The organism is Nocardioides sp., assembly GCF_047606145.1.
In the GTDB taxonomy this organism is placed as follows: domain Bacteria; phylum Actinomycetota; class Actinomycetes; order Propionibacteriales; family Nocardioidaceae; genus Nocardioides.
Genome location: NZ_JASGET010000132.1, coordinates 54683 through 75878, shown reverse-complemented (window position 1 = coordinate 75878; position 21196 = coordinate 54683). Strand labels below are relative to the sequence as shown.

Sequence of the window (21196 nt, the reverse complement as noted above, 5' to 3'; positions counted from 1 at the left end):
CCAGCTGACCTCACCGAGAAGGTGCTCGACACCTACGGCCGAGGAACAGGGTCCTCTCCCTGGCGCTCGCTGTCGACGACGGGCGCCACGCATCCACAGCCGTATTCCGGACGCACTGGCCGTGAGGTGCCCGAACGAGACCTTCGATCAGGGGACGACCGGATGTCGGGAACGCTGGGCCGAACTCCTTGTGGTCCCCCTGACCCGGTGACAAACTGCCGACCGGAAAGAGTGGGTTGTTCACGGCAAGCGGGGCGACATCAACATGTGTTCGATCATCGTGGCTCCGGCAGCGTCTCTCGCTGCCGTGAAGATCTCGGCGGGGACCTCATCGGGCGCGAGATCGACCGAGGATCCGTCCTCGCCGCCATCGGTCGCGAGAGCACTGTCGTCGAACTTGTCGCGTGCCCTCACGGGCGCTTCGGCCATGGGCACGCTCGGTAAGGCACACGACTCGACACCGGAGGCGATTCACCTCGATCCGAGGTGAATCGTGCTGTCACGCCATGAACGATCGACGGGCCATCCTCGGCAAGGTCGCCTCATGGAACGCTGAGGAGGGGACGGGCTCCGTCTCGTCGGACTCGCTCCCGTCCCAGGCGTGGTTTCATGCGTCGATGCTGAGGGGACTTCGTTTCGAAGACATGGCGATAGATAGACCGTGTTCCTTCGAATACGAGAAGAGCGACCAGGACGGATACGCCTATCGTGCGACCGTCCTCTGGAAGTTCGGACAGGCCCGTCCCGACGACCTTGACAATGGCTCCGACGCCGGCATCCCCTACGAGAGTTCGCTACGGATCGATTTCGACAGCTAGGCCATCTCTCCCCGGCTGTGGACTCATCCCCTGGGTCTCGGCTGTCGCCAGGACTCCGGCAGGTCTCGGCCTCACACCATCGAGTTCAGGTAGGCCCAGGTCAGCCAGAGCACCGCGGCCAGCGCGATGACCTGGCCGAGGGCAGAGAGGACCGGCCCGGTGCCCCGCGGGCCGAGCTCGCCGGCATGTCGACCCCTGCTCTCCCGCCACCGGCCGAGCAGGTAGAACCCGGCGATCACCATCAGCCAGCAGAAGAACAGCGCGATCACGCCGGCCAGCGACGTGCCCAGCGGCGAGCTCGGTGGTGCCGCCAGGAACGCGATCCAGGCCAGCACCCCGATCACACCCGCGCCGGTGTGCAGTCGTCGCACGAACGGGCTGACCAGGCTGCGGCGGGTGGCGTGCGGCCGCCGCAGCCGGAGATAGGTGGCGACGACGACCAGCGCGAGTACGCCGGTCGCGACGGCGACCAGGAGTGTGTCGGTGTTCATCGTGCGCTCAGCCGTCGGTCGCCGAGCCCGGTCCCGAGTCCGATGCCTGACCCGGGTCGGGAGCCTGCCCGATGTCCTTCCCCGGCTCCTGTTCCTCCTCGACGGCCTGCGCGTCCTGGAGCTCCTGGACGTCCTGCCCGTCGTGCTGCCCCTCGTGCTGCCCCTCGTGCTGCCCGTCGCGGTCCAGCTCCGGGTCGGCGCTCGACGCGGCGAACCTGGACACCTGCTCGATGTGCTCGGCCTCGGTGGCCAGCCGAGCCAGCAAGGCATCGACCTCGCTCATCCGGTAGCCGCGCAGGGTCACGTTGAACCGGACCCGGCGGAGGTCGGCCGAGCCGAGCGGACGGTCCGCGGGCACGAAGACGTCGGGCCGGTCGCCGTACTCCTCGCGCAGCGGCGAGCCGACGCCGGCCGCGACCAGGGCGACCCCGCCCAGCGCGAGCACGATGAGGATCGCGAAGAGCCACATCATGCCGAGTCCCGAGCCTTCACCATCAGCTCGACGGCCTCCTCGACGTGGTCGGTGAGGGTCAGCATCTCCAGATCCGACTGCTTGATCCGGCCGTCGGGCAGCATCGTGGTCCGCATCCAGTCGACCAGACCCTGCCAGTGCCGCACGCCCATCAGCACGATCGGGAACTGGGTGATCTTGCGCGTCTGGGAGAGCGTCATCGCCTCGAAGAGCTCGTCCATGGTGCCGACCCCGCCGGGCAACACCACATAGCCCTGGGAGTACTTGACGAACATCGTCTTGCGGACGAAGAAGTAGCGGAAGTTGAGCCCGAAGTCGACGAAGTCGTTGAGCTGGGCCTCCCAGGGCAGCTCGATGCCGAGCCCGATGCTCTGTCCGCCGGCGTCACGGGCGCCCTTGTTGGCCGCCTCCATCGCGCCCGGGCCGCCGCCGGTGATGACGGCGAAACCCGCCTCGGCCAGAGCCGCGCCGATCCGCACCCCGAGCCGGTAGGTCGGGTGGTCGACCGGCGTCCGGGCCGAGCCGAACACCGAGATCGCCGGGCCGATCTCGGCGAGGTCGTTGAAGCCCTCGACGAACTCGGCCTGGATCTTCATCACCCGCCACGGGTCGGTGTGCACCCACTCGCTGGGACCGCGATCGTCGAGCAGCCGCTGGTCGGTGGTGCTGCCCGCCGGGCGCCCCTGGGTGGGGCGCGGCCCGGAGCCGCTACGACGTGTCACGCTGTTCCTCCCAGCCATTCACGCAATGCGCTCTCGCACTGCTCGATCCGCGAGATCAGGACCTTCTCGTCCTGCTTGTGGGCGTACGCCGCATCCCCGGGCCCGTAGTTGACCGCGGGAATGCCCAGGGCGCTGAACCGGGCGACATCGGTCCAGCCGAACTTCGGCCGGACCTCGGCCCGTACGGCGGCCAGGAACTCCCGTGCCGCGGGCCGCTCCAGGCCCGGCAGCGCGCCCGGTGAGGAATCGGTGACGGTGATCTCGTATCCGTCGAAGAGCTGCTCGAGATGCGCCACGGCCTCGGCCTCGTCCCGATCCGGGGCGAAGCGGTAGTTGATGGTCACCACGCACTCGTCGGGGATGACGTTGCCGGCGACGCCGCCGGAGATGAAGACGGCGTTGAGCCCCTCGTGGAACTCCAGCCCGTCGATCACCGGCCGGCGCGGTGCGTAGTCGCGCAGCGTGGCCAGGATCGGCTCGGCGGCGTGGATCGCGTTGCTGCCGGTCCACGCGCGTGCACTGTGGGCCCGCTCCCCGCGGGTGCGCACCTCGACCCGGAGGGTGCCCTGGCAGCCCGCCTCGACCTCGGCGCACGAGGACTCCATCAGGATCGCGAAGTCACCCGTCAGCAGGTCGGGTCGCTCGGTGGTCAGCATGCCCAGGCCGTTGTGGACCGCGGCGATCTCCTCGGCCTCGTAGAGCACGTAGGTCAGGTCACGGTTCGGCTCGCGCAACTCGGCGGCGAGCTTGAGGATGACCGCGTCGCCCCCCTTCATGTCGGTGCTGCCGAGGCCGTGCAGATAGGTCCCGTCGTTGCGCGAGGGCAGATTGTCGTTGACCGGCACCGTGTCGAGGTGGCCGGCCAGGATCACCCGCTCGGCGCGACCGAGCTCGGTCCGGGCCACGATCGAGTTGCCGATCCGGGTGAGGGTGAGATGGTCGTGGACCGCGAGCGCCTGCTCGACCGCGTCGGCGATCGCCTGCTCGTCGAGGCTGACCGACTCGATGTCGACCAGCTGCTGGGTCAGCGCGACCACGTCGGCACTCAGATCGAGGGATGGCACGGGAGTAGTCAACCAGCCGGACCCCACTCCGAGCCCATCGAACCCGCTCAACCCGTTCACCCCATCCAGCCCAGCGCACGCAGGACGGCGGCCGCGGCGGCACCGGCACAGACCACCACCAGGAAGGGTGCCCGCAGGCAGAGCAGCACCGCCGCGACCCCGAGCGCCGCCACTCGGGCGTCGACCACCAGGCTCCGGCCGGAGGCGAGCACCTGGACGGCGATCAGGGCCCCCAGCAGCGCCGGTGGGATCAGTACGCCGATCCGGTCGGTGAGCGGATGGCTGAGCACCCGTTCGGGGACGCTGAGACCGGCGAGCTTGAAGGCATAACAGCCGGCCGCGGTGAGCAGGAGGGCGAGCCAGATCATCCCCCGCCCCCGTCTCCATCACCGTCTCCGTCTGATGGAGCGTGCGTGCTCGGCACCGCAGGGCCGAGGCTCGAGCCGGGCCCCGAGCCGAGCACCGAGCCGAGCGCGACCGCGACGGCACCGCCGAGGACGATCGGCACGCCGGCCGCGGTGAGCGGGACCAGCCCGCTCGCGGCGGCCGCGCCGATCAGGGCCACCAGCCGCGCCGGCCGGGCGGTGAGCCTCGGCCACAGCAGCGCGAGGAACGCGGCACCGACCGCGGCGTCCAGGCCATAGCTGGCGGGGTCGCCGATCGCCGTACCGGCCAGGGCGCCGAGGAGGGTCATCAGGTTCCACAGCACGAAGACCGACCAGCCGGTCAAGCCGAAGGCCAGCCGGGCGTCGTCCGGGTCGGGCTGGCCGTGACTCATCGCGGTGGACTCGTCGATCACCACCTGCGCCGCCAGCCATCGGCGCCAGCCGGACAGGCCGAGCCTCGGCGCCAGCGTGATGCCGTAGAACAGGTTCCGGCTGCCCAGCAGGGTGGCGGTCAGCGCGCCGGCCAGCGGCGCACCGCCGCTGGCGACCACGCCGACGAAGGCGAACTGGGAGGCGCCGGTGAAGACCAGCAGGGAGAGCGCACAGGCCTGCCACACGTCGAGGCCGGAGGTGGTCGCCAGCGCCCCGAAGGAGACGCCGTACAGGCCCGTCGCCACGCCGACCCCGAGCGAGTCGGCGACGACCTTCCGGGTCACGCCGACGTCACGCCCGGGTCAGCGCGATGACCGCGTGGGCGCCGTCGCCCAGGGCGACGCGCGTCCCCGGCTCGCCCGGGAGCTCCTGGTCCGCGCCACCGGCCCGGACGTCGTACGACGTGGCCAGGGTCTCCCGCGCGATCAGCTCCTGGTGGGTCCGGGCGGCGGCGAGCACCGCCTGGTCGCCGCCGACGACCAGGCTGATCCGGTCCTCGACGTGGAGACCCGCGTCCTTGCGCGCCTGCTGGACCGCCCGGACCAGGTCGCGGGCGAGTCCCTCGGCGGCGAGCTCGGCAGTGATGGCGGTGTCGAGGACGACGAACCCGCCCTCCCCGGATCCGGCGGAGCCCAGCACCCCGACGGCGGCGGTGTCGCTGGCCGAACCGGCCACCGTCTCCAGGGTGTACTCGCCCTCGACCAGCCTCAGGCCTCCCGAGGTCACGGTGCCGTCCTCGGCGACCGACCAGTCCCCGGACTTCGAGCCCTTGATGGCGAGCTGGACGTCGCGTCCCAGCCGCGGTCCGGCGGCCCTGGCGTTCACCGTCAGTCGCTGTGCCACGCCATAGCCGGCTGCGGCCGGGTCGTCCTCGGCGAGCACCCGCACGCTCTTGACGTTGACCTCGTCGGCGACGATCGCCTCGAAGCCGCCCAGGTCGACGCCCACCACGGTCAGCTCGGCGAGCGGCAGCCGGTTGCGCAGCTGTCGTGCCTTGCGCAGCGCCGAGGTGGCCGAGCAGACCTCGCGGACCGCGTCCATCCTGGCCACCAGCTCCGCATCCGCCGGCAGCTCCGCGGCGTCGGGCCAGTCGGTCAGATGCACCGAGCGACCACCGGTCAGACCACGCCAGATCTCCTCGCCGACCAGCGGCAGCAGCGGCGCGACCACCCGGCAGACCGTCTCCAGGACGACGTAGAGGGTGTCGAAGGCCGCCTGCTCCTCCCGCCAGAACCGGTCCCGGGAGCGCCGGATGTACCAGTTCGTCAGCACGTCGAGGAAGCGCTGGGTCGTCTCGCAGGCGTCGGCGATGTAGTACCGCTCCATCGCCTCGGTCATCTCGGCGACGTAGTCGCGCAGCTTGGCCAGGACGTAGCGGTCCAGCGGGTCGGTCGACGCCGTCGACCGGCTGGCCTCGACGCCGGCGGTGTTGGCGTAGAGCTGGAAGAAGTACCAGCTGTTCCACAGCGGGATCATCACCTGGCGCACCGAGTCCCGGATGCCCTGCTCGGTGACGACCAGGTTGCCGCCGCGCAGGATCGGACTGGCCATCAGGAACCACCGCATCGCGTCGGCCCCGTCCCGGTCGAAGACCTCGTTGACGTCGGGGTAATTGCGCAACGACTTGCTCATCTTGAGGCCGTCCGAGCCGAGCACGATGCCGTGGCTGATGCAGGAGGAGAACGCCGGCCGGTCGAAGATCGCGGTGGCGAGGATGTGCAGCATGTAGAACCAGCCGCGGGTCTGGCCGATGTACTCCACGATGAAGTCGGCCGGGAAGTGGTCCTGGAACCACGTGGCGTTCTCGAACGGATAGTGCACCTGCGCGAAGCTCATGCTGCCCGAGTCGAACCACACGTCGAGCACGTCCGCGACCCGGCGCATGGTGCTCCGTCCGGTCGGGTCGTCGGGGTTCGGCCGGGTCAGGTCGTCGATCCACGGCCGGTGCAGGTCGGGCTCGCCGTCGGCGTTGCGCGGGAGGCGACCGAAGTCGCGCTCGAGCTCCTCGAAGGAGCCGTAGACGTCGATCCGCGGGTACGCCGGGTCGTCGGACTTCCACACCGGCACCGGGCTGCCCCAGAACCGGTTGCGGGTGATCGACCAGTCGCGCGCGTTCTCCAGCCACTTGCCGAACTGGCCGTGCTTGACGTGCTCGGGCACCCAGGTGATCTGCTCGTTGAGCTCGACCATCCGCTGCTTGAACGCGGTCACCTCGACGAACCACGACTCCACCCCCTTGTAGATCAGGGGCTCGCGGCAGCGCCAGCAGTGCGGGTAGGAGTGGTCGTAGGTCTCGCGGCGCAGCAGCACGGTGCCGGGCGTGACCGAGCCGTGGTCTCGACACGCCTCCTCGCTGCGCTCGTCGGTCGAGGAGTCCGAGCCGCCGGGCGAGGACGTATCGCGACCACCCCTGGTCGCCGCCCGGAGGTCGTCGATGATCGCCAGGTTGGCGTCGAAGACCAGCATGCCGGCGTACTCGTCGACCGGCGCGGTGAACCTCCCGTCCTTGCCGACCGGCATCACCGGGGCGATGCCCTCGCGGTCGGTGACCTCCTTGTCGACCTCACCGAAGGCCCCGGCGCTGTGCACCAGTCCGGTGCCGTCCTCGGTGGTGACCGCGTCGTCCGCGGCCACCACCCTGAAGGCGTGGGCGTGGTCGCGGTAGTAGCCGAACGGCGGCGCGTAGGTGAGCCCCAGCAGGTCGGCGCCGGTCCCGCGCCAGACCACTCGCGGGTCGTCGCCGAGCTCGCGCCGGTACGCCGCCAACCGGGCCGCCGCGATGACGTAGCGCTCCACGGTGCCGGTGTGGTCGGACTCCACGGCGACGTACTCGATCCCGGTGCCGACCATGACCGCGAGGTTGCTGGGCAGGGTCCACGGCGTCGTGGTCCAGATGAGCAGCTTGGCACCCTCCAACGGACCCGGCGAGGTGACGGTGAAGCCGACCGTGACGGCCGGGTCCTGGCGCATCTGGTAGACGTCGTCGTCCATCCGCAGCTCGTGGTTGGACAGCGGGGTCTCGTCGTTCCAGCAGTAGGGCAGCACCCGGAAGCCCTGGTAGACCAGGCCCTTGTCGTAGAGCTGCTTGAAGGCCCAGACGACCGACTCCATGTAGGACGGGTTGAGGGTCTTGTAGTCGTTGTCGAAGTCGACCCAGCGAGCCTGCCGGGTGACGTAGGCCCGCCACTCGTCGGCGTACTTCATCACCGAGGCACGGCAGGCGTCGTTGAACCTGTCGATGCCCATCTCGACGATCTCGTCGGTGGTCTTGATCCCGTTCAGGCGCATCGCCTCGAGCTCGGCCGGCAGGCCGTGGGTGTCCCAGCCGAAGCGACGCTCGACGCGCTTGCCGCGCATGGTCTGGAACCGCGGCACGATGTCCTTGACGTAGCCGGTGAGCAGATGGCCGTAGTGCGGCAGGCCGTTGGCGAACGGCGGGCCGTCGTAGAAGACGAACTCACCGCCACCGTTCTTCCCCGCCGGACGCTGCTCGACCGAGGCCTCGAAGGTCCCGTCGGCGGCCCAGTAGTCGAGGATGCGCTTCTCGATCTGGGGGAAGCGCGGTGTCGACGGCACCGAGTTCGACGGGTCGGTGGTGACCTTGGGGTACGTCATGCGGGCTGCTCCTGCGGTGTCGATCTCGGTGGTTGAGCTTGTCGAAACCACAGGGACGGCTCGCGCCGCGGTACCACCCTGCTTGCCCGGTCTCGGCGGTCGAGCCTGTCGAGACCAAGCCACTCGTTCACGGCTATGACGGGCCTACCCGCCCGGTTCTACTCACTCGCGCTTTCTTCCGGGGACTCGCCGCTGATGACGGCTCAGGCGTCTGTAGTGGTGATGGTACGGCGGGCACCCGCCGATCCAGAAACCGAACAGCCCCGGTCGACACCCTCGGTGCCGGACCAGATCGCTGTCCGCGACGGCTGACCGGAATTCGCGTTGCCTTCGGGGGCACCCATCGCGTTGGCTAGGGCCATGAGCGATTCTCCGGTCGGGTACGCCGGCCAGTGGGTCCCCGAGGCGACCGATCCCCGCACCTACGGGAACCCCCAGGGCGAGAAGGCGACCTATGTGGAGTACCTGGCCAACTACCGGCTGACACTGGAGCTGAAGTGCCAGGGCCTCTCCCCCGAGCAGCTGGCCACCCGCAGCGTGCCGCCGAGCTCGATGAGCCTGCTCGGACTGGTCCGGCACATGGCGGCGGTCGAGCACAACTGGTTCCGGCGGGTCGCCCAGGCGACCGGCGAGCCGAGGCTCTACCGCACCGAGGCCGACCATGACCTGGACTTCAACGGCGCGGTCGGCACCGGTGAGTGCGTCGACGACGCCTTCGCGTGCTGGAAGCGCGAGATCGCCGAGGCCGAGCGCTGGTTCGCCGCCGTGCCGGAGAGCGACCTCGGCACCGAGCTGCCGTTCCCGGACGGCGAGGGAACGGTGAGCATCCGCGACCTGGTCGTGCACATGATCGAGGAGTACGCCCGGCACTGCGGCCACGCCGACCTGCTCCGCGAATGCGTGGACGGTCGCGCCGGCCAATAGACCCGGTGCGCCCTCGGGGCGCAGGGGCGTCCTCGGAGCGCGACGGCGAGAGCACCTCGGCAGACTCCTCATCGTGGTGGCCAGGTCGGCCAGACTCGTGCCACCCACCGACGTCACGATTCTCCTCGAGCGATGCCCGCGGACGGTGCGACACCTGTGCACGGGTGGTCGGTCGGACCCAGCATCTAGACTCCTCGATCGTGACCTCCGCTGCCTGGGCCTTCGGCCTGACGACGTACGCCGCCGACGACTCCGTCCTCGACGTCTGGTTCCCGAGCCCGACGCTGGGCAACGCCCCCGACGGCGTCACCGCACCCGACGAGCTGACCGCTCTCACCGAGCCGAACGGGACCGAGGTGCTGCGCGGGGTCACCCGCAGGCTCGAGCTCGTCGAGATCGCCGACCTCGACGCCGCCCCGGCCAGCGCCCAGGACGTCTGGCTGCGGCTGCACCTGCTCTCGGCCCGGCTGGTGGTGCCGAACTCGATCAACCTCGACGGCGTCTTCGGGCTGCTGGCCAACGTGGTGTGGACCAATCTCGGCCCGTGCTCGGTCGACGGCTTCGAGCTCACCCGCGCCCGCCTGGCCGGCGCAGGACACCAGGTGGTGGTGCTCGGCGTCGACAAGTTCCCGCGGATGCTCGACTACGTCGTGCCGAGCGGTGTCCGGATCGCCGACGCCGACCGGGTGCGCCTCGGCGCCCACCTGGCCGCGGGCACCACCGTGATGCACGAGGGCTTCGTCAACTACAACGCCGGCACGCTCGGCACCTCGATGGTCGAGGGCCGCATCGTGCAGGGCGTGGTGGTCGGCGACGGCTCCGACATCGGCGGTGGCGCCTCGATCCTCGGCACGCTGTCCGGTGGGGGCACCCACCGGGTCAGCATCGGCGAGCGCTGCCTGATCGGCGCGAACGCCGGCTGCGGCATCTCGCTGGGCGACGACTCGGTGATCGAGGCCGGCCTCTACCTCACCGCCGGCACCAAGGTCACCCTCCCCGACGGCTCCGTGGTCAAGGCCGCCGAGCTGTCCGGGGCCACCAACGTCCTCTTCCTGCGCAACAGCCAGACCGGTGCGGTCGAGGCCCGGGACCGGGTCGGTACCGGGATCGAGCTCAACGCGGCGCTGCACGCCAACTGACGCAGCACCGGATCGCGACCGCCCATGTCAGCACGGAAAGCCGGAATCGGTCTGGTCGTGACCGCGCTGGTGGTCGTCGCCGTGGTCATCGGCATCCGGAAGGCGACCCACAAGATCGACTCGCTGCTGCCGGATCCGGAGGAGTGCACCGCGACCGTCGCGGAGCACACCGCCACCCTCGACCCGGAGCAGGCCGGCAACGCCGGGCTGATCGCCGCCATCGCCGTACAGCGCGGGCTTCCGGCCCGGGCCGCGACCATCGCGATAGCGACCGCGATGCAGGAGTCCAAGCTCTACAACCTCGCCAGCGGTGACCGCGACTCCCTCGGCCTCTTCCAGCAACGGCCCTCGCAGGGATGGGGCTCGGCGAAGCAGGTGCTCAACCCGACGTACGCGATCAACGCGTTCTACGACGCGCTGGTGCGGATCGACGGCTACGAGACCATGGAGATCACCAAGGCGGCCCAGGAGGTCCAGCACTCGGCCTATCCGGAGGCGTACGCCCAGCACGAGCCGGACGCCCGGTCGCTGGCCTCCTCACTGACCGGCTGGTCGCCGCACACCTTCAGCTGTCGACTGGACGAGCAGAAGACCGGCAGCGGCCGCGGCGGCGCGCTGCGCACCCAGCTCCAGCGGCTGTACGGCGACCTGGTCGGGTCGCCCACGCTGCACGGCTCGACGCTCACCGTCGCCATCCCGGCCGGCAAGTCCGGCCGGATCGACGGCTGGTCGCTGGCGCAGTACTCGGTGGCCCGGGCCAAGACGCTGCGCGTCGCCTCGGTCTCCTACGCGGGTCGTCGCTGGACGGCCGACTCCGCGAAGGGCTGGGTGAGCGACGACGACGCCGGCTCGCGCCGGGTCACCATCTCCCTGGCATGAGCCCACTCCGCACCCGACCTCATCCGCACGACCCGGCGGATCCGTGGCTCAGCTGATCAGCTCGTCGAGACGGGAGTAGGCGCGCGCGTCGCCGTGGATCACCTCGCTGCGCCGACCGTCGATCGAGACCGGGACGTCCCCGGCGACGGTGATCCGCCGCATCTCGCGGGGGTGGGTGTCGAAGTCCGCCACCGCGTAGTGCTGGGTGGCCCGGTTGTCCCACATCGCCACGTCGCCCGGCCGCCACGCCCACCGGATGCTGTTCTCCAGCCGGGTGATCCGCTGCTGCAGCAGGTGGAAGAGCTCGGCCGACTCCGAGGCGTTGTAGCCCACGAAGCCCTTCACGAAGTGACCGAGCACCAGCGACCGCTCGCCCGTCTCCGGGTGCACCCGCACGACCGGATGCCTGGTCTCGAAGAGCTGGGAGACGAAGTCCTCCCGGGTGTAGTTGGCGTCCGGCTGCTCGTGCTCCTCGTCGCGCTGGGCGTAGTCGTAGCTGTTGGTGTGCACCACCCAGAGCCGATCGACCAGCGCCTTGAGCGAGTCCGGCAGCTCGTCGTACGCCGTGGCGGTGTTGGCCCACACCGTGTTGCCGCCGTACGGCGGCAGGGTGACCGCCCGCAGCACGCTGATCGCCGGCACCCGGTCGACGAAGGTGACATCAGTGTGCCAGGCGTTGGCGGCCATCCCCTTGTTGGCGCTGACCCGCAGGATCCGGGCGCTGCCGGTGTTGACCGTCGGATGCGCGGTGGTGAGCGGTCCGAATCGCTCGGCGAAGGCGATGTGCTCCTCGTCGGTGAGACCCTCCTGGTCACCGAAGAAGACCACCTTGTGCCGCAGCAGCGCCTCCCGGATCGTCGCGACGGTGCTCGCCGGCAGGCCGCCGCCCAGCCGGACCCCGTGGATCCGGGCGCCGAGACGCCCGCCCAGCTGCTCGACCCGGATGCGCTGCATGGCTCCGGCGGTCTCGACGAGTTCGGCGACACTCATGATGCTCCTTCGGTACGGCGGTCGATCGGTCATCACGACCTGTCGGCGGCGATCGGCTATCGGGGACGATCGGTCGACGGCGATCGGGCAGTGCTATATATGAGTTCTACGCTAAACAAACAGAACGGTGGAGACAAGCCGATACACACGGCGAGCTAGACCGGTATTCAGATCTAGCGATCAAGATCATCTATGGATGATCGGTCGGATTGCCGAGGACCTCCGCAGCCACCTGCACGAAGTGATCGGCGGCGGCACCCAGCCGCCCGCGCCGCCAGACCAGGTGCACCTCGGCGCGTGCCGGCGAGGTGAGCCGGGCGATCCTGGCTCCCTTCGTCACCGCATCGGCCGCCATGCCCTCGGGCAGCAGGGCGACTCCGGCGCCACCCAGCACCAGCGGGACGACGGTCACCACATGGGCGGTCTCCACGGCGACTTCGCGCGCGAGCCCGGCGGCGTCGAGCGCCTCGTCGAGCAGCTCGCGCAACGGCGTGCCCACGGGGGTGCTGATCAGGCCCCACGGGACCAGCTCGGCGAGCGTGATCACCGAGCCGGCCGGCTCGGCCAGCTCGTCGGCACCGATCCGGGCCGGCAGCAGGGCCACCAGCTCGTGCTCGAGCAGCCGCATGCTCTCCAGCTGGCCACCGGGTGCCGGACCGTCGACCAGAGCGAAGTCGGCGCCACCCGACCGCACCTGGTCCAGCGCGTCGGACCGGGTCGGCGGGTCGCCGACCGCGAACTGCACCGCCGGTTGGAGCCGGCGGAACGCGCTCAGGATGGCGACCAGCGGGTCCATCGCCCACAGCGTGTTGCCGACGATGGTGATCCGGCCCAGATCGCCCTCGGCCGCGGCCCGTACCGCTCCGGTCGCCAGCGAGAACGCACGCAACGAGTGCCGAGCCGGCCGCACCAGCGCCGCACCGGCCGGGGTGAGCCGCGCCCCACGCCCGTGCCGCTCGAAGAGCTCCACCCCGAGCTCGTGCTCCAGGGACCGGATGGCGTAGGACAGCGAGGGCTGGGCGATGTTGAGCCGGCCGGCGGCCCGGGTGAAGCTGCCGGCCTCGGCGATGGCGAGGAAGAACTCCAACTGGCGGCGCTCCACCGCCGCATCGTACCGACGCCGAGTCGGCGCAAACTGCTCGCCGTACGACGCCGAGTCGGCGCTTGATGGTCCAATAAACGCCGACTCGGCGCTCCCCGACGTACAACAGACGCCGACTCGGCGACCGGTCTCAGCCCGGGTCCACCCCGAGGAGGCGGTCCACCGCCGCGTCCACGCGCTCGTCGGTCGCGGTGAACGCGACCCGGACGTGCTCGCGGCCCGCGGCGCCGTAGAAGTCGCCGGGAGCCACCAGGATGCCGCGCTCGGCCAACCAGCCCACGGTGTCCCAGCAGCTCTCGCCGCGGGTGCACCACAGATAGAGCGCGGCTTCCGAGTGATCGATCGCGAACCCGGCCCGGGTGAGCGCCGCCTGCAGCCTGGTACGGCGAGCGGCGTACCGTGCATGCTGCTCGACCGCGTGCTCGTCGTCGTCGAGCGCGGCGGCCATCGCCGCCTGTACCGGACCCGGCATGATCAGTCCGAGATTCTTGCGGACCGCCAACAGCTCGGCCACCACCGCCACGTCGCCCGCCACGAAGGCGGCGCGGTAGCCGGCCAGGTTCGACCGCTTCGACAGCGAGTGGACCGCCAGGACGCCGGTGTGGTCGCCCCCGGTGACGCTGGAGTGCAGCACCGAGACCGGCTCGGCGTCGTCCCAGGCGCATTCCAGGTAGCACTCGTCCGAGACCAGCAGCGTGCCCCGCTCACGGCACCAGTCGACGACCTTCTTGAGGTGCTCCACCGGCAACACCCGACCGGTCGGGTTGGCCGGGCTGTTGAGCCACAGCACCCGCGGCACCCGCGGCCCGAGGGCGGTCAGGCTGTCGCTGGCCAGCGTGTCCGCCCCGACCAGCCGCGCGCCCACCTCGTAGGTCGGGTAGGCGAGCTCGGGATAGACCACCAGGTCGCCCGGTCCCACCCCGAGCTGCAGCGGCAGCGAGCCGACCAACTCCTTCGAGCCGATCGTCGGCAGCACGCCGTCCAGGCCGAGGCCGGTCACGCCGTGGCGCCGGGTCAGCCAGTCGACGGCCGCCTGCCGCGTCCGCTCGGTCCCGACCGTGGCGGGATATCCCGGCGAGTCGGCGGCCGCCCGCAGCGCATCCTGGACGACGGCGGGAGTCGGGTCGACCGGCGTACCGATGGAGAGGTCGACGATCCCGTCCGGATGGGCGCGGGCCGTCGCGGCGTACCTCTGGAGCTTGTCCCAGGGAAAGTCGGGCAGTCTCGCCGAAACCGGCGTCACGCCTCTTCCTGGTTTTGTGGCTCGAGGGCCGCGATCATGGGGGCGTCCTTGTCGATCTCGCCCATCTTCGCCGCGCCGCCGGGCGAGCCGAGGCCGTCGAAGAAGGTGACGTTGGCGTCGTAGTAGTCCTTCCACTCCTCCGGGGTGTCGTCCTCGTAGAAGATCGCCTCGACCGGGCAGACCGGCTCGCAGGCGCCGCAGTCGACGCACTCGTCGGGGTGGATGTAGAGCATCCGCTTGCCCTCGTAGATGCAGTCCACCGGACACTCGTCGACGCACGCCCGGTCCTTGACGTCGACACAGGGCTGCGCGATGACGTAAGTCATTTCCGATCCTCCATCTGCTGAACCCGCCCGGCGCGGGGCGTCACGACGCGGTTCAGCCTAGTATCCCCGGGTGCCCGCCCATCGCCTGGGACCACATGTTGTCGGTACCCGCATCGTCGTGCGACGCGTGCTGCCCGGGCGGCGCGGACCCAGCGGCGGCCCCGCCTTCACCGACGTGCTCGGCATCTGTACGGCGTGGCAGGACGATGTCGTGGTGGTGCAGCCGGCCTCCGGTGAGCCCGTCCGGATCCCGATCGAGACGATCGTGTCCGGCAAACCGGTGCCCGCACGGCCGGCCGTGCGGCTGCGGGTCTCGACCGCGGACGCAGAGGCGCACACGGCGACCCTCTTCGCCGGCGTCGAGGTGGTCGAGGTGGCCGGCTGGTCGGCGCGGTGGGAGCCTACGCCGCCCGGGCGGCTGCGCAAGCGGGCCAACTCGGCGCTGGCGATGACGGCGCCACGCTCCTCGGTGGGTGCCTCGTTGGCCGCCGTCGAGGAGTTCTACGCCGCGCGCGGCCGGCGCGCGCTGGTGCAGGTCGAGCAGGGTTCCTCGATCGAGGTCGACGTGGCGGCCGCCGGCTGGAGATCCGTGCCCGGCGACTCGGTCTTCCTGGTCGCCGGCCTGGGTCGGATCGCGCGGCTGCTCGCTCCGGTCGCGCGCGACCTCCCGGCCGACGGAGTCACGACCGACGGCTCCACCGTGCGGGTGCGGACCGCCGCGTTCCGTGCCGAAGCGGTGCTGGACGGCGACTGGCTCGGCATCCACGGCCTGGAGGTCGAGCCCGCACACCGACGCCGCGGGCTGGCGCGGGCCGCGCTGGCGGCGTTGGCCGAGTGGGGCGCCGAACGCGGCGCCAGGACCGTCTGGCTGCACGTGGAGACGGACAACTCCCCCGCCCGGGCGCTGTACGACTCCCTGGAGTTCAGCGAGCACCACCGCTGCCGCTACTACTCGCGGTGAGACCGCCTCCCTCCGGGATGTTTCACCGGTTCACCGGTGTTTCTGCCACTTCCTGCGCGTTGCAACCCGCAAGAAGTGGCAGTTTCGCCGGTGAACCGGTGAAACTGCCGGCCGGCAGACCTGCGGCCGGCAAACCTGCCGAAGTCAGTTGCGCACCCGGGGCGGCCCCACGTAGCGTCGCGGCGGTGACCGCGAGGGAGTGACGCCCCTCGGCCGGGTTCGGCGAGCGGCAGCCGCGCGTACGGCGAGACCGACGAGAGGCCGGCTGAGGAGACTGCCGGCGAAGGTGTGGTGGCACCGCGATCTGGCCCCCGCCCACACCTCCAGGGCTTCCACGACCTGGAGGAGACATGAGACCCATTCCCGACCGCACCCTCGCCGCCGAGCTGCCCACCCTGGTCGGCGCTGAGGCCGGCCGCACCGTGACACTGTGTGGACACGTGCACCGCCGCCGCGAGCTCGCCTCGGTGAGCTTCCTGATCCTGCGCGACCGCTCCGGACTCGCCCAGGTCGTCGTACGACCGGGAGAGGCGGAGCTGCCGCCGGAGGAGACGACCGTCGAGGTCACCGGCGTGCTGACGGCGAACCCGCAGGCCGCCGCCGGCGTCGAGATCACCGATCCGCGGATCACCGCACTCACCGAGCCGGCCGAGACTCCACCGATCGAGCTGTGGCGACCGACGCCGGCGGCGAGCCTGCCGACGTTGCTCGACCATGCCCCTCTCGCCTGGCGCCACCCGGTCCAGCGGGCGCGGTGGGAGCTCGCGGCGGCCTCGCTGCGTGGCTTCCGCGCCACCTTGGACGCGGCCGGCTTCACCGAGGTGTGCTCCCCCAAGCTCGTCGAGTCGGCGACCGAGTCCGGCGCGAACCTCTTCGAGGTCGACTACTTCGAGCGAGGCGCCTACCTGGCGCAGAGCCCGCAGTTCTACAAGCAGCAGCTGGTCGGGATCTTCGAGCGGGTCTACGAGGTCGGACCGGTCTTCCGCGCCGAGCCGCACGACACCGTGCGACACCTCGCGGAGTACGTCTCGCTGGACGCCGAACTCGGGTTCGTCGCCGACCACCGCGAGGTGCTGGCGATGCTGCGCGGGGTGCTCGCCGGGATGGTCGCCGGCATCGAGGCGTACGCCGCCGGGGCACTCGAGCGGCTGCGACCGGTGCTGCCGCGCGTGCCCGAGCAGATCCCGGTGATCCATTTCGCCGACGCACTGGCCCTGGTGGGCGCCCCGGCCGACGAGCCGGACCTGGGGCCGGAGCACGAGCGGGCGCTCGGCGCGTGGGCGGAGGCGGAGCATGACAGCGACTTCCTCGCCGTCGAGGGATTCCCGCTGCGCAAGCGGCCGTTCTACACCCACGGCTGGACCGGATCGACGCACACCGACGACGGCGAGTGGAGCAACAGCTTCGACCTGCTCTTCCGCGGCCTGGAGCTGGTCACCGGCGGGCAGCGGCTGCATCGGCCCGGTGACTACGACGCGGCGATCCGGGCACGCGGCGAGGACCCAGACGCCTACGCGGCCTACCTGCAGGCCTTCCGGCACGGGATGCCGCCGCACGGCGGCTTCGCCATCGGCCTGGAGCGCTGGGTCGCGCGGCTGGTGGGGGCGGCCAACATCCGGGAGGTCACGCTCTTCCCGCGGGACCTGCACCGACTGGCGCCGTAGGCGGCGTGCGCCCGACCGGGGATCATCGAAGCCGGCCCACCCGGTTGATCGAGGTGGTGTTATTCAACCCAGCGTCCTGCCACGACACATAGTCTCCGGCCGCATCCACGCCGTAGAGGCCGCTCTTGTTGCCGAGTGAATACACGTCGTGCTCCTGGAGTCGGTACAGGTAGCCGCCGACATTGGCCGGCGAGTCACCCGACGACTCAGCCCAGACCACGGTGCGTGCGGTGACAACAGGGTAGGAGAAGCCACCGCCCTTGTCGCCAGTGATGGTTGTGGGTTTGTTGTCACCGGTGTCGATGACCAACTGGGGTCGTCGACCGTTGATCGTCCAGGCGAGTGTGCCGCCATGCGCGGCGAGCCCGATGATGGTGGTCGATCCCGGCAGGGCCGGCGTGCGCACCCGGACCACCCGGTCGGTGCCGAACTTGTAAGCCTCAATGGCGACATTGTGGAAGTCGCGATGGCCTTTGCGGCCGGCGATGCCACGATAACCAGGAGCGGTGACGGCATAGATGGCATTGGAGGTCACTGCCGGATAGGCAGCCCCGCGGATCAGCGTACGGCGCCGGCAGTCGGCGAGGTGACAACCGACGATGTCGACCCGCGGCGCCGCCCCTCCCTTGGCGACCTCGGCCCAGATCACCATGCCGCCGTGCAGCGACGGTCCGGTGTAGCCAGGCGCGACCAGCGCCGGGACACCCTTGATCTTGCGGGACGAGGTCAGTCGTGTCGTGGTCCGGGTCGCCCGGTTGTAGGCATACATAGTCCACGGCTGGACCGTCGCGCTGGTCGACGGCGTCTCCATCCACACCACCCAGTTGTCGTTCATGGACACGCCGATGAGTTGGGTCGGCTTCCGACGTGCACCGCCCAGCGGAATCAGGGTGTTGGCAGCATCTTGATCGCGGACGTCGGTGAGATAGAGACGTGTCTGGGACAGCCTCAACGGATGGTCCGGGTCCGCCACACGGAATCGGGCCACGACCGCCGACCCGTCGGCAGCGATCGCAGCCGGAGAACTCTCGAACCTCTTCGACGGCGTGAATGATCGCAGGACGTTGGTGATGGTGGTCACCGAACTCACTCCGCCGACGCCGAGTGTGTCGCCGGCAGCGGCGGGCGTCGACGCGGCCGCCGTGCTACTGACGTCGTTGGCCGCGGCCGTTGCCGTGGTGGTAGCGGTTGCCCCGGCCGACCCTCCGCTACCACCACTCGACGAGCCACACCCGGCGAGCACGACCATGGCGACCACGGCCGCCACCAGCGCTCGCATCACCAGGTGATCCCGTTCGTCCGCCGAGACGCGGACCTCACCACCGACGGGGGTGCCGCCACCCGGGTGACCGTGGGCGCTCACTCACCATGCTCCAGAGCTCGGCCGGACCCACCGCGGCGCTGCCGCGACGGGGGTTGCGCCTGGATCGAAGAGAGCCATTCGGCCTCCTAGCACGAGACGTGTCACGGAATCTTAGGACGACCTCCTCCCCCTTCGCCTGCGCCGGCACGCCCTCGTCGGACTTCGCCGCTGCTCACCTCGCCCCAGCGCCGATTCGTTCCGACCACGGCGCCCACGAATGGCGCGTGCGCCGCTCGCTATGGTCGGCCCATGCCCGAGCTGAGTCTCTCCCCCGTCACCGCGACGCCCGAGCTGCTGGCACCTCCGGTGGCCGCCGCGCTCACCGCGATGGATCCGGCGCTGGTTGCCCGGATCTCGGCGGCGCCGATCGACCCGGGCCTCGCCGACACCGCCGAGTTCTGCGCGGCGTACGGCCGGCGGCTCGACGACTCGGCGAACTGCATCGTGGTCGCCGGGCGGCGCGGCGAGGCGACCACGTACGCCGCTCTGGTGGTGCTGGCCACCACCAGAGCGGACGTGAACAAGACGGTGCGCAGGCTGCTCGGTGCCCGCAAGGCGAGCTTCGCACCGATGGCGGAGGCGGTGGCGCTGACCGGGATGGAGTACGGCGGCATCACCCCGATCGGACTGCCGGCGGACTGGCGGATCCTGGTCGACTCCCGGGTGTGGGACGTGGACGCGGCGATCATCGGTGCCGGCGTACGAGCCGCGAAGCTGGTGCTGCCCGGCGAGGTGCTCGGCAAGCTCCCCGGGGTCGAGCTGATCGACGATCTGGCGACCCCAACGACCGATTGATCGGTCCGAACGAACGATTCGGCCGGCCGGAGGACCGACTCGCGGCGATCAGCCCGTGCAGGTGACCTGGTCCTGCGGGGTGTAGACGGTGTGGAACCTCTCCGTCTTCGCCACCGCGGAGCTCCCCGGCTTGTGGAAGTAGCGCCACACGTCGATGGAGAACCCGGAGGCCCCGGAGGTGGTCTCGCAGTTGCCGTCGGTCACGGTGCGCTGGCCGTATCCGGTGTAGTCGTAGCGCTCACCGGTCTTGGTGGTGATGTCCCAGACCTTGGTGGAGTACATCTGCACCGTCACCGACCCCTGGGAGCTCGGCGTGGCCTTGTCCACCCAGGAGTGGATCAGGACGCCGTAGGAGGTGTCGTTGCGGAACTTCAGGTCCACCGTCGGCCAGGCCACGGTCGCCTCGCGTCCGATCGGGTAGCGGTCGATGTAGAGCGAGTGCGGCTTGTGCTCGACGTCGGCCAGGCCGGCGAAGAACATCGCGTTGAAGGTGGTGGTGGCCAGTTGCGAGACCCCGCCGCCGAGGTCGGAGCGGAAGATGCCGCCCTGGATGGTCCAGCCCTCGGTGAAGCCGTTCTCCCGGGTCCGCTCGCCGACCGTCTGGTTGAGCGAGAAGGTCTCGCCGGGCTTCAGCACGGTGCCGTCGACCAGCTCGGCGGCGCGGCCGATGTTGATGTTGCGGTACTCGGCGTAGGGGAAGTAGGTGGTGAACTCGGAGACCTTCTGCGTGATCCCCCAGGCGCGTGCGTCGGCGGTGGTGACCTCCGGCTCGGCGACGCTCGCCTTGACCCGGACCCTGCGGTGCCCGTCGTCGCCGACCATCGCGGTCAGCAGCGCGTCGGCGGCCCGCGCCGGCTCGAAGGTGACGCCCGGCTTGGCCGGCACAACGCGCGGTTTGCCCGCGACCAGCGTGACCGTCGCGTCCACCGGCTCGCTGGCGTCGGCCGCCAGCCGCGATCTCAGCAGATGCGCCAGGATGGCGCGATCCACCGTCGGGGTCAGCTTCCCGCCGTCGGCGGTGAAGGTGATCGCCCGGCCGAAGGCGGCCGGCGAGAGCCTCACCGGGGACTTGCCGAAGACCAGCGTGACCGGGCCGGACATCGCGGGGTTGGCGATCTCGTCGACCGCGGCCGCGACCGCGTCGTCGTCGATCGCCGGTGCGACGGCGTGCAGGTCGAGGGTGACCTTCCGGCTGGTCGAGAGGTACGCCGAGCGGAGCGCCTCGCCGAGCTCATCGGCCTCGACGCCGCGGCCGGCCACCGGGTCGACGACCCGGACCTGGCCGCCGCGGAGCCGGATCGTGCCGTTCGTCGCGGCGGTGCCGACCTTCGCGTTGACGGTGACGGTCAGCTCGGCCAGCTTCGCGTCGTCGAGGCCGATCACCGGGTCCAGCTCGCCGCCGCCGGTGTAGTGCTGCCAGAGCGTGGCCGGGTTCCAGCTGCGGGTCGCCGAGCCCTGCGCGAGGCTGGCGTCGGCATCGAAGGAGAGGCCGGCGTCGGCGGGATCGACGCTGATCGACCTGGTCCCCGCGGTGACGGTGATCGGCTCATCGATGCGGTCCGCGAGCGCGTCATCGAGGGCCTCGACCGCCTGCTCCGGGGTCTTGTCGCCGATCTCCACCCCGGCCAGGGTGGTGCCGTGCCGGAGCCTGTCGCCGGCGAACAGGTAGGCAGCTACCCAGGCGCCGCCGATGACGAGCGCCAGCGCCAGCACGATCAGCGCGACGAGTCCTCCACCGGCGCGCTCCTTGCCGGCACGCTCCTTGACTGGGGGGCTGCTGGGCATGGCCCGAGCCTAGGAGACCGTCGGT

Annotated in this window: 21 protein-coding genes; 7 read left to right on the top strand and 14 right to left on the bottom strand. The window is 70.6% G+C overall.

What is annotated here, in order from left to right; all coding sequences use genetic code 11:
• Positions 1-240: 240 nt before the first annotated feature.
• The gene (locus tag QM638_RS17755; protein ID WP_415144069.1) at positions 241-429 is read right to left on the bottom strand and encodes a hypothetical protein; all 189 of its coding nucleotides are present in this window, start codon (positions 427-429) and stop codon (positions 241-243) included.
• A gap of 77 nt (positions 430-506) precedes the next feature.
• On the opposite strand from QM638_RS17755, the gene QM638_RS17750 reads away from it, so the two are divergent.
• Positions 507-818 (top strand): hypothetical protein, encoded by a 312-nt coding sequence (locus QM638_RS17750; protein WP_415144067.1) that lies wholly within the window; start codon positions 507-509, stop codon positions 816-818.
• A gap of 71 nt (positions 819-889) precedes the next feature.
• On the opposite strand, the gene QM638_RS17745 is transcribed toward QM638_RS17750, so the two are convergent.
• The 7 genes from QM638_RS17745 to ileS are packed head-to-tail and all read right to left on the bottom strand — an operon-like array spanning position 890 to position 8000.
• Complete coding sequence (locus QM638_RS17745; protein WP_415144066.1) at positions 890-1309, bottom strand: hypothetical protein; 420 nt, start codon at positions 1307-1309, stop codon at positions 890-892.
• Between the two features lie 7 nt (positions 1310-1316).
• On the bottom strand, positions 1317-1781 hold the full coding sequence (locus QM638_RS17740; RefSeq protein WP_415144064.1) for a DivIVA domain-containing protein: 465 nt from the start codon (positions 1779-1781) through the stop codon (positions 1317-1319).
• Positions 1778-2503: a TIGR00730 family Rossman fold protein gene (locus QM638_RS17735; protein ID WP_415144062.1), complete on the bottom strand. Its 726-nt coding sequence runs from the start codon at positions 2501-2503 to the stop codon at positions 1778-1780. The genes QM638_RS17740 and QM638_RS17735 overlap by 4 nt, the downstream gene beginning before the upstream one ends.
• On the bottom strand, positions 2500-3567 hold the full coding sequence (dapE, locus tag QM638_RS17730; RefSeq protein WP_415144060.1) for a succinyl-diaminopimelate desuccinylase: 1068 nt from the start codon (positions 3565-3567) through the stop codon (positions 2500-2502). The genes QM638_RS17735 and dapE overlap by 4 nt, the downstream gene beginning before the upstream one ends.
• A 56-nt stretch (positions 3568-3623) precedes the next feature.
• Entirely contained in the window at positions 3624-3935 is a 312-nt protein-coding gene (locus tag QM638_RS17725) for an AzlD domain-containing protein (RefSeq protein WP_415144058.1), read from the bottom strand.
• Positions 3932-4669 carry an AzlC family ABC transporter permease gene (locus QM638_RS17720; protein ID WP_415144056.1) on the bottom strand — a complete coding sequence of 246 codons (738 nt, stop codon included), beginning with the start codon at positions 4667-4669 and terminating at the stop codon, positions 3932-3934. The genes QM638_RS17725 and QM638_RS17720 overlap by 4 nt, the downstream gene beginning before the upstream one ends.
• A gap of 7 nt (positions 4670-4676) precedes the next feature.
• Positions 4677-8000: an isoleucine--tRNA ligase gene (gene ileS / locus QM638_RS17715; protein ID WP_415144054.1), complete on the bottom strand. Its 3324-nt coding sequence runs from the start codon at positions 7998-8000 to the stop codon at positions 4677-4679.
• Positions 8001-8360: 360 nt separating this feature from the next.
• On the opposite strand from ileS, the gene QM638_RS17710 reads away from it, so the two are divergent.
• The 3 genes from QM638_RS17710 (at position 8361) to QM638_RS17700 (ending at position 10942) form a co-directional block, all read left to right on the top strand.
• Positions 8361-8924, top strand: coding sequence for a DinB family protein (locus QM638_RS17710; protein ID WP_415144052.1), 564 nt, complete (start codon positions 8361-8363; stop codon positions 8922-8924).
• 200 nt (positions 8925-9124) lie between these two features.
• A complete protein-coding gene (gene dapD / locus QM638_RS17705; RefSeq protein WP_415144050.1) occupies positions 9125-10063 on the top strand; it encodes a 2,3,4,5-tetrahydropyridine-2,6-dicarboxylate N-succinyltransferase in 939 nt (312 codons plus the stop codon).
• Positions 10064-10087: 24 nt separating this feature from the next.
• On the top strand, positions 10088-10942 hold the full coding sequence (locus tag QM638_RS17700; protein WP_415144048.1) for a hypothetical protein: 855 nt from the start codon (positions 10088-10090) through the stop codon (positions 10940-10942).
• Positions 10943-10990: 48 nt separating this feature from the next.
• Here the strand turns inward: QM638_RS17700 and QM638_RS17695 are convergent, their stop codons facing one another.
• The 4 genes from QM638_RS17695 to fdxA all read right to left on the bottom strand — a co-directional run bounded on the left by QM638_RS17695 (position 10991) and on the right by fdxA (position 14603).
• Positions 10991-11932: a TauD/TfdA dioxygenase family protein gene (locus tag QM638_RS17695; protein ID WP_415144046.1), complete on the bottom strand. Its 942-nt coding sequence runs from the start codon at positions 11930-11932 to the stop codon at positions 10991-10993.
• A gap of 190 nt (positions 11933-12122) precedes the next feature.
• On the bottom strand, positions 12123-13034 hold the full coding sequence (locus QM638_RS17690; RefSeq protein WP_415144044.1) for a LysR family transcriptional regulator: 912 nt from the start codon (positions 13032-13034) through the stop codon (positions 12123-12125).
• Positions 13035-13164: 130 nt separating this feature from the next.
• Positions 13165-14277 carry a succinyldiaminopimelate transaminase gene (gene dapC, locus QM638_RS17685; RefSeq protein ID WP_415144042.1) on the bottom strand — a complete coding sequence of 371 codons (1113 nt, stop codon included), beginning with the start codon at positions 14275-14277 and terminating at the stop codon, positions 13165-13167.
• Positions 14274-14603, bottom strand: coding sequence for a ferredoxin (fdxA, locus tag QM638_RS17680; RefSeq protein WP_415144040.1), 330 nt, complete (start codon positions 14601-14603; stop codon positions 14274-14276). The genes dapC and fdxA overlap by 4 nt, the downstream gene beginning before the upstream one ends.
• A 118-nt stretch (positions 14604-14721) precedes the next feature.
• On the opposite strand from fdxA, the gene QM638_RS17675 reads away from it, so the two are divergent.
• Complete coding sequence (locus QM638_RS17675; protein WP_415144038.1) at positions 14722-15564, top strand: GNAT family N-acetyltransferase; 843 nt, start codon at positions 14722-14724, stop codon at positions 15562-15564.
• Between the two features lie 350 nt (positions 15565-15914).
• A complete protein-coding gene (aspS, locus tag QM638_RS17670; RefSeq protein ID WP_415144036.1) occupies positions 15915-17228 on the top strand; it encodes an aspartate--tRNA(Asn) ligase in 1314 nt (437 codons plus the stop codon).
• A 22-nt stretch (positions 17229-17250) separates the two neighbouring features.
• Here aspS and QM638_RS17665 read toward each other — a convergent pair whose 3' ends face one another.
• The gene (locus QM638_RS17665) at positions 17251-18591 is read right to left on the bottom strand and encodes a hypothetical protein (RefSeq protein ID WP_415144034.1); all 1341 of its coding nucleotides are present in this window, start codon (positions 18589-18591) and stop codon (positions 17251-17253) included.
• A gap of 249 nt (positions 18592-18840) precedes the next feature.
• On the opposite strand from QM638_RS17665, the gene QM638_RS17660 reads away from it, so the two are divergent.
• Positions 18841-19386: a YbaK/EbsC family protein gene (locus tag QM638_RS17660; protein ID WP_415144032.1), complete on the top strand. Its 546-nt coding sequence runs from the start codon at positions 18841-18843 to the stop codon at positions 19384-19386.
• 48 nt (positions 19387-19434) lie between these two features.
• Here the strand turns inward: QM638_RS17660 and QM638_RS17655 are convergent, their stop codons facing one another.
• Positions 19435-21171: a VanW family protein gene (locus QM638_RS17655; protein ID WP_415144030.1), complete on the bottom strand. Its 1737-nt coding sequence runs from the start codon at positions 21169-21171 to the stop codon at positions 19435-19437.
• Between the last annotated feature and the right edge of the window lie 25 nt (positions 21172-21196).

What these genes read in the sequence shown, in the direction of transcription:
- QM638_RS17655 (WP_415144030.1), bottom strand. Translation starts at nt 21,171, where the DNA reads ATGCCCAGCAGCCCCCCAGTCAAGGAGCGTGCCGGCAAGGAGCGCGCC.
- QM638_RS17725 (WP_415144058.1), bottom strand. Translation starts at nt 3,935, where the DNA reads ATGATCTGGCTCGCCCTCCTGCTCACCGCGGCCGGCTGTTATGCCTTC.
- QM638_RS17710 (WP_415144052.1), top strand. Translation starts at nt 8,361, where the DNA reads ATGAGCGATTCTCCGGTCGGGTACGCCGGCCAGTGGGTCCCCGAGGCG.
- QM638_RS17660 (WP_415144032.1), top strand. Translation starts at nt 18,841, where the DNA reads ATGCCCGAGCTGAGTCTCTCCCCCGTCACCGCGACGCCCGAGCTGCTG.
- QM638_RS17750 (WP_415144067.1), top strand. Translation starts at nt 507, where the DNA reads ATGAACGATCGACGGGCCATCCTCGGCAAGGTCGCCTCATGGAACGCT.
- QM638_RS17700 (WP_415144048.1), top strand. Translation starts at nt 10,088, where the DNA reads ATGTCAGCACGGAAAGCCGGAATCGGTCTGGTCGTGACCGCGCTGGTG.
- fdxA (WP_415144040.1), bottom strand. Translation starts at nt 14,603, where the DNA reads ATGACTTACGTCATCGCGCAGCCCTGTGTCGACGTCAAGGACCGGGCG.
- QM638_RS17740 (WP_415144064.1), bottom strand. Translation starts at nt 1,781, where the DNA reads ATGATGTGGCTCTTCGCGATCCTCATCGTGCTCGCGCTGGGCGGGGTC.
- ileS (WP_415144054.1), bottom strand. Translation starts at nt 8,000, where the DNA reads ATGACGTACCCCAAGGTCACCACCGACCCGTCGAACTCGGTGCCGTCG.
- QM638_RS17755 (WP_415144069.1), bottom strand. Translation starts at nt 429, where the DNA reads ATGGCCGAAGCGCCCGTGAGGGCACGCGACAAGTTCGACGACAGTGCT.
- aspS (WP_415144036.1), top strand. Translation starts at nt 15,915, where the DNA reads ATGAGACCCATTCCCGACCGCACCCTCGCCGCCGAGCTGCCCACCCTG.
- QM638_RS17695 (WP_415144046.1), bottom strand. Translation starts at nt 11,932, where the DNA reads ATGAGTGTCGCCGAACTCGTCGAGACCGCCGGAGCCATGCAGCGCATC.
- QM638_RS17745 (WP_415144066.1), bottom strand. Translation starts at nt 1,309, where the DNA reads ATGAACACCGACACACTCCTGGTCGCCGTCGCGACCGGCGTACTCGCG.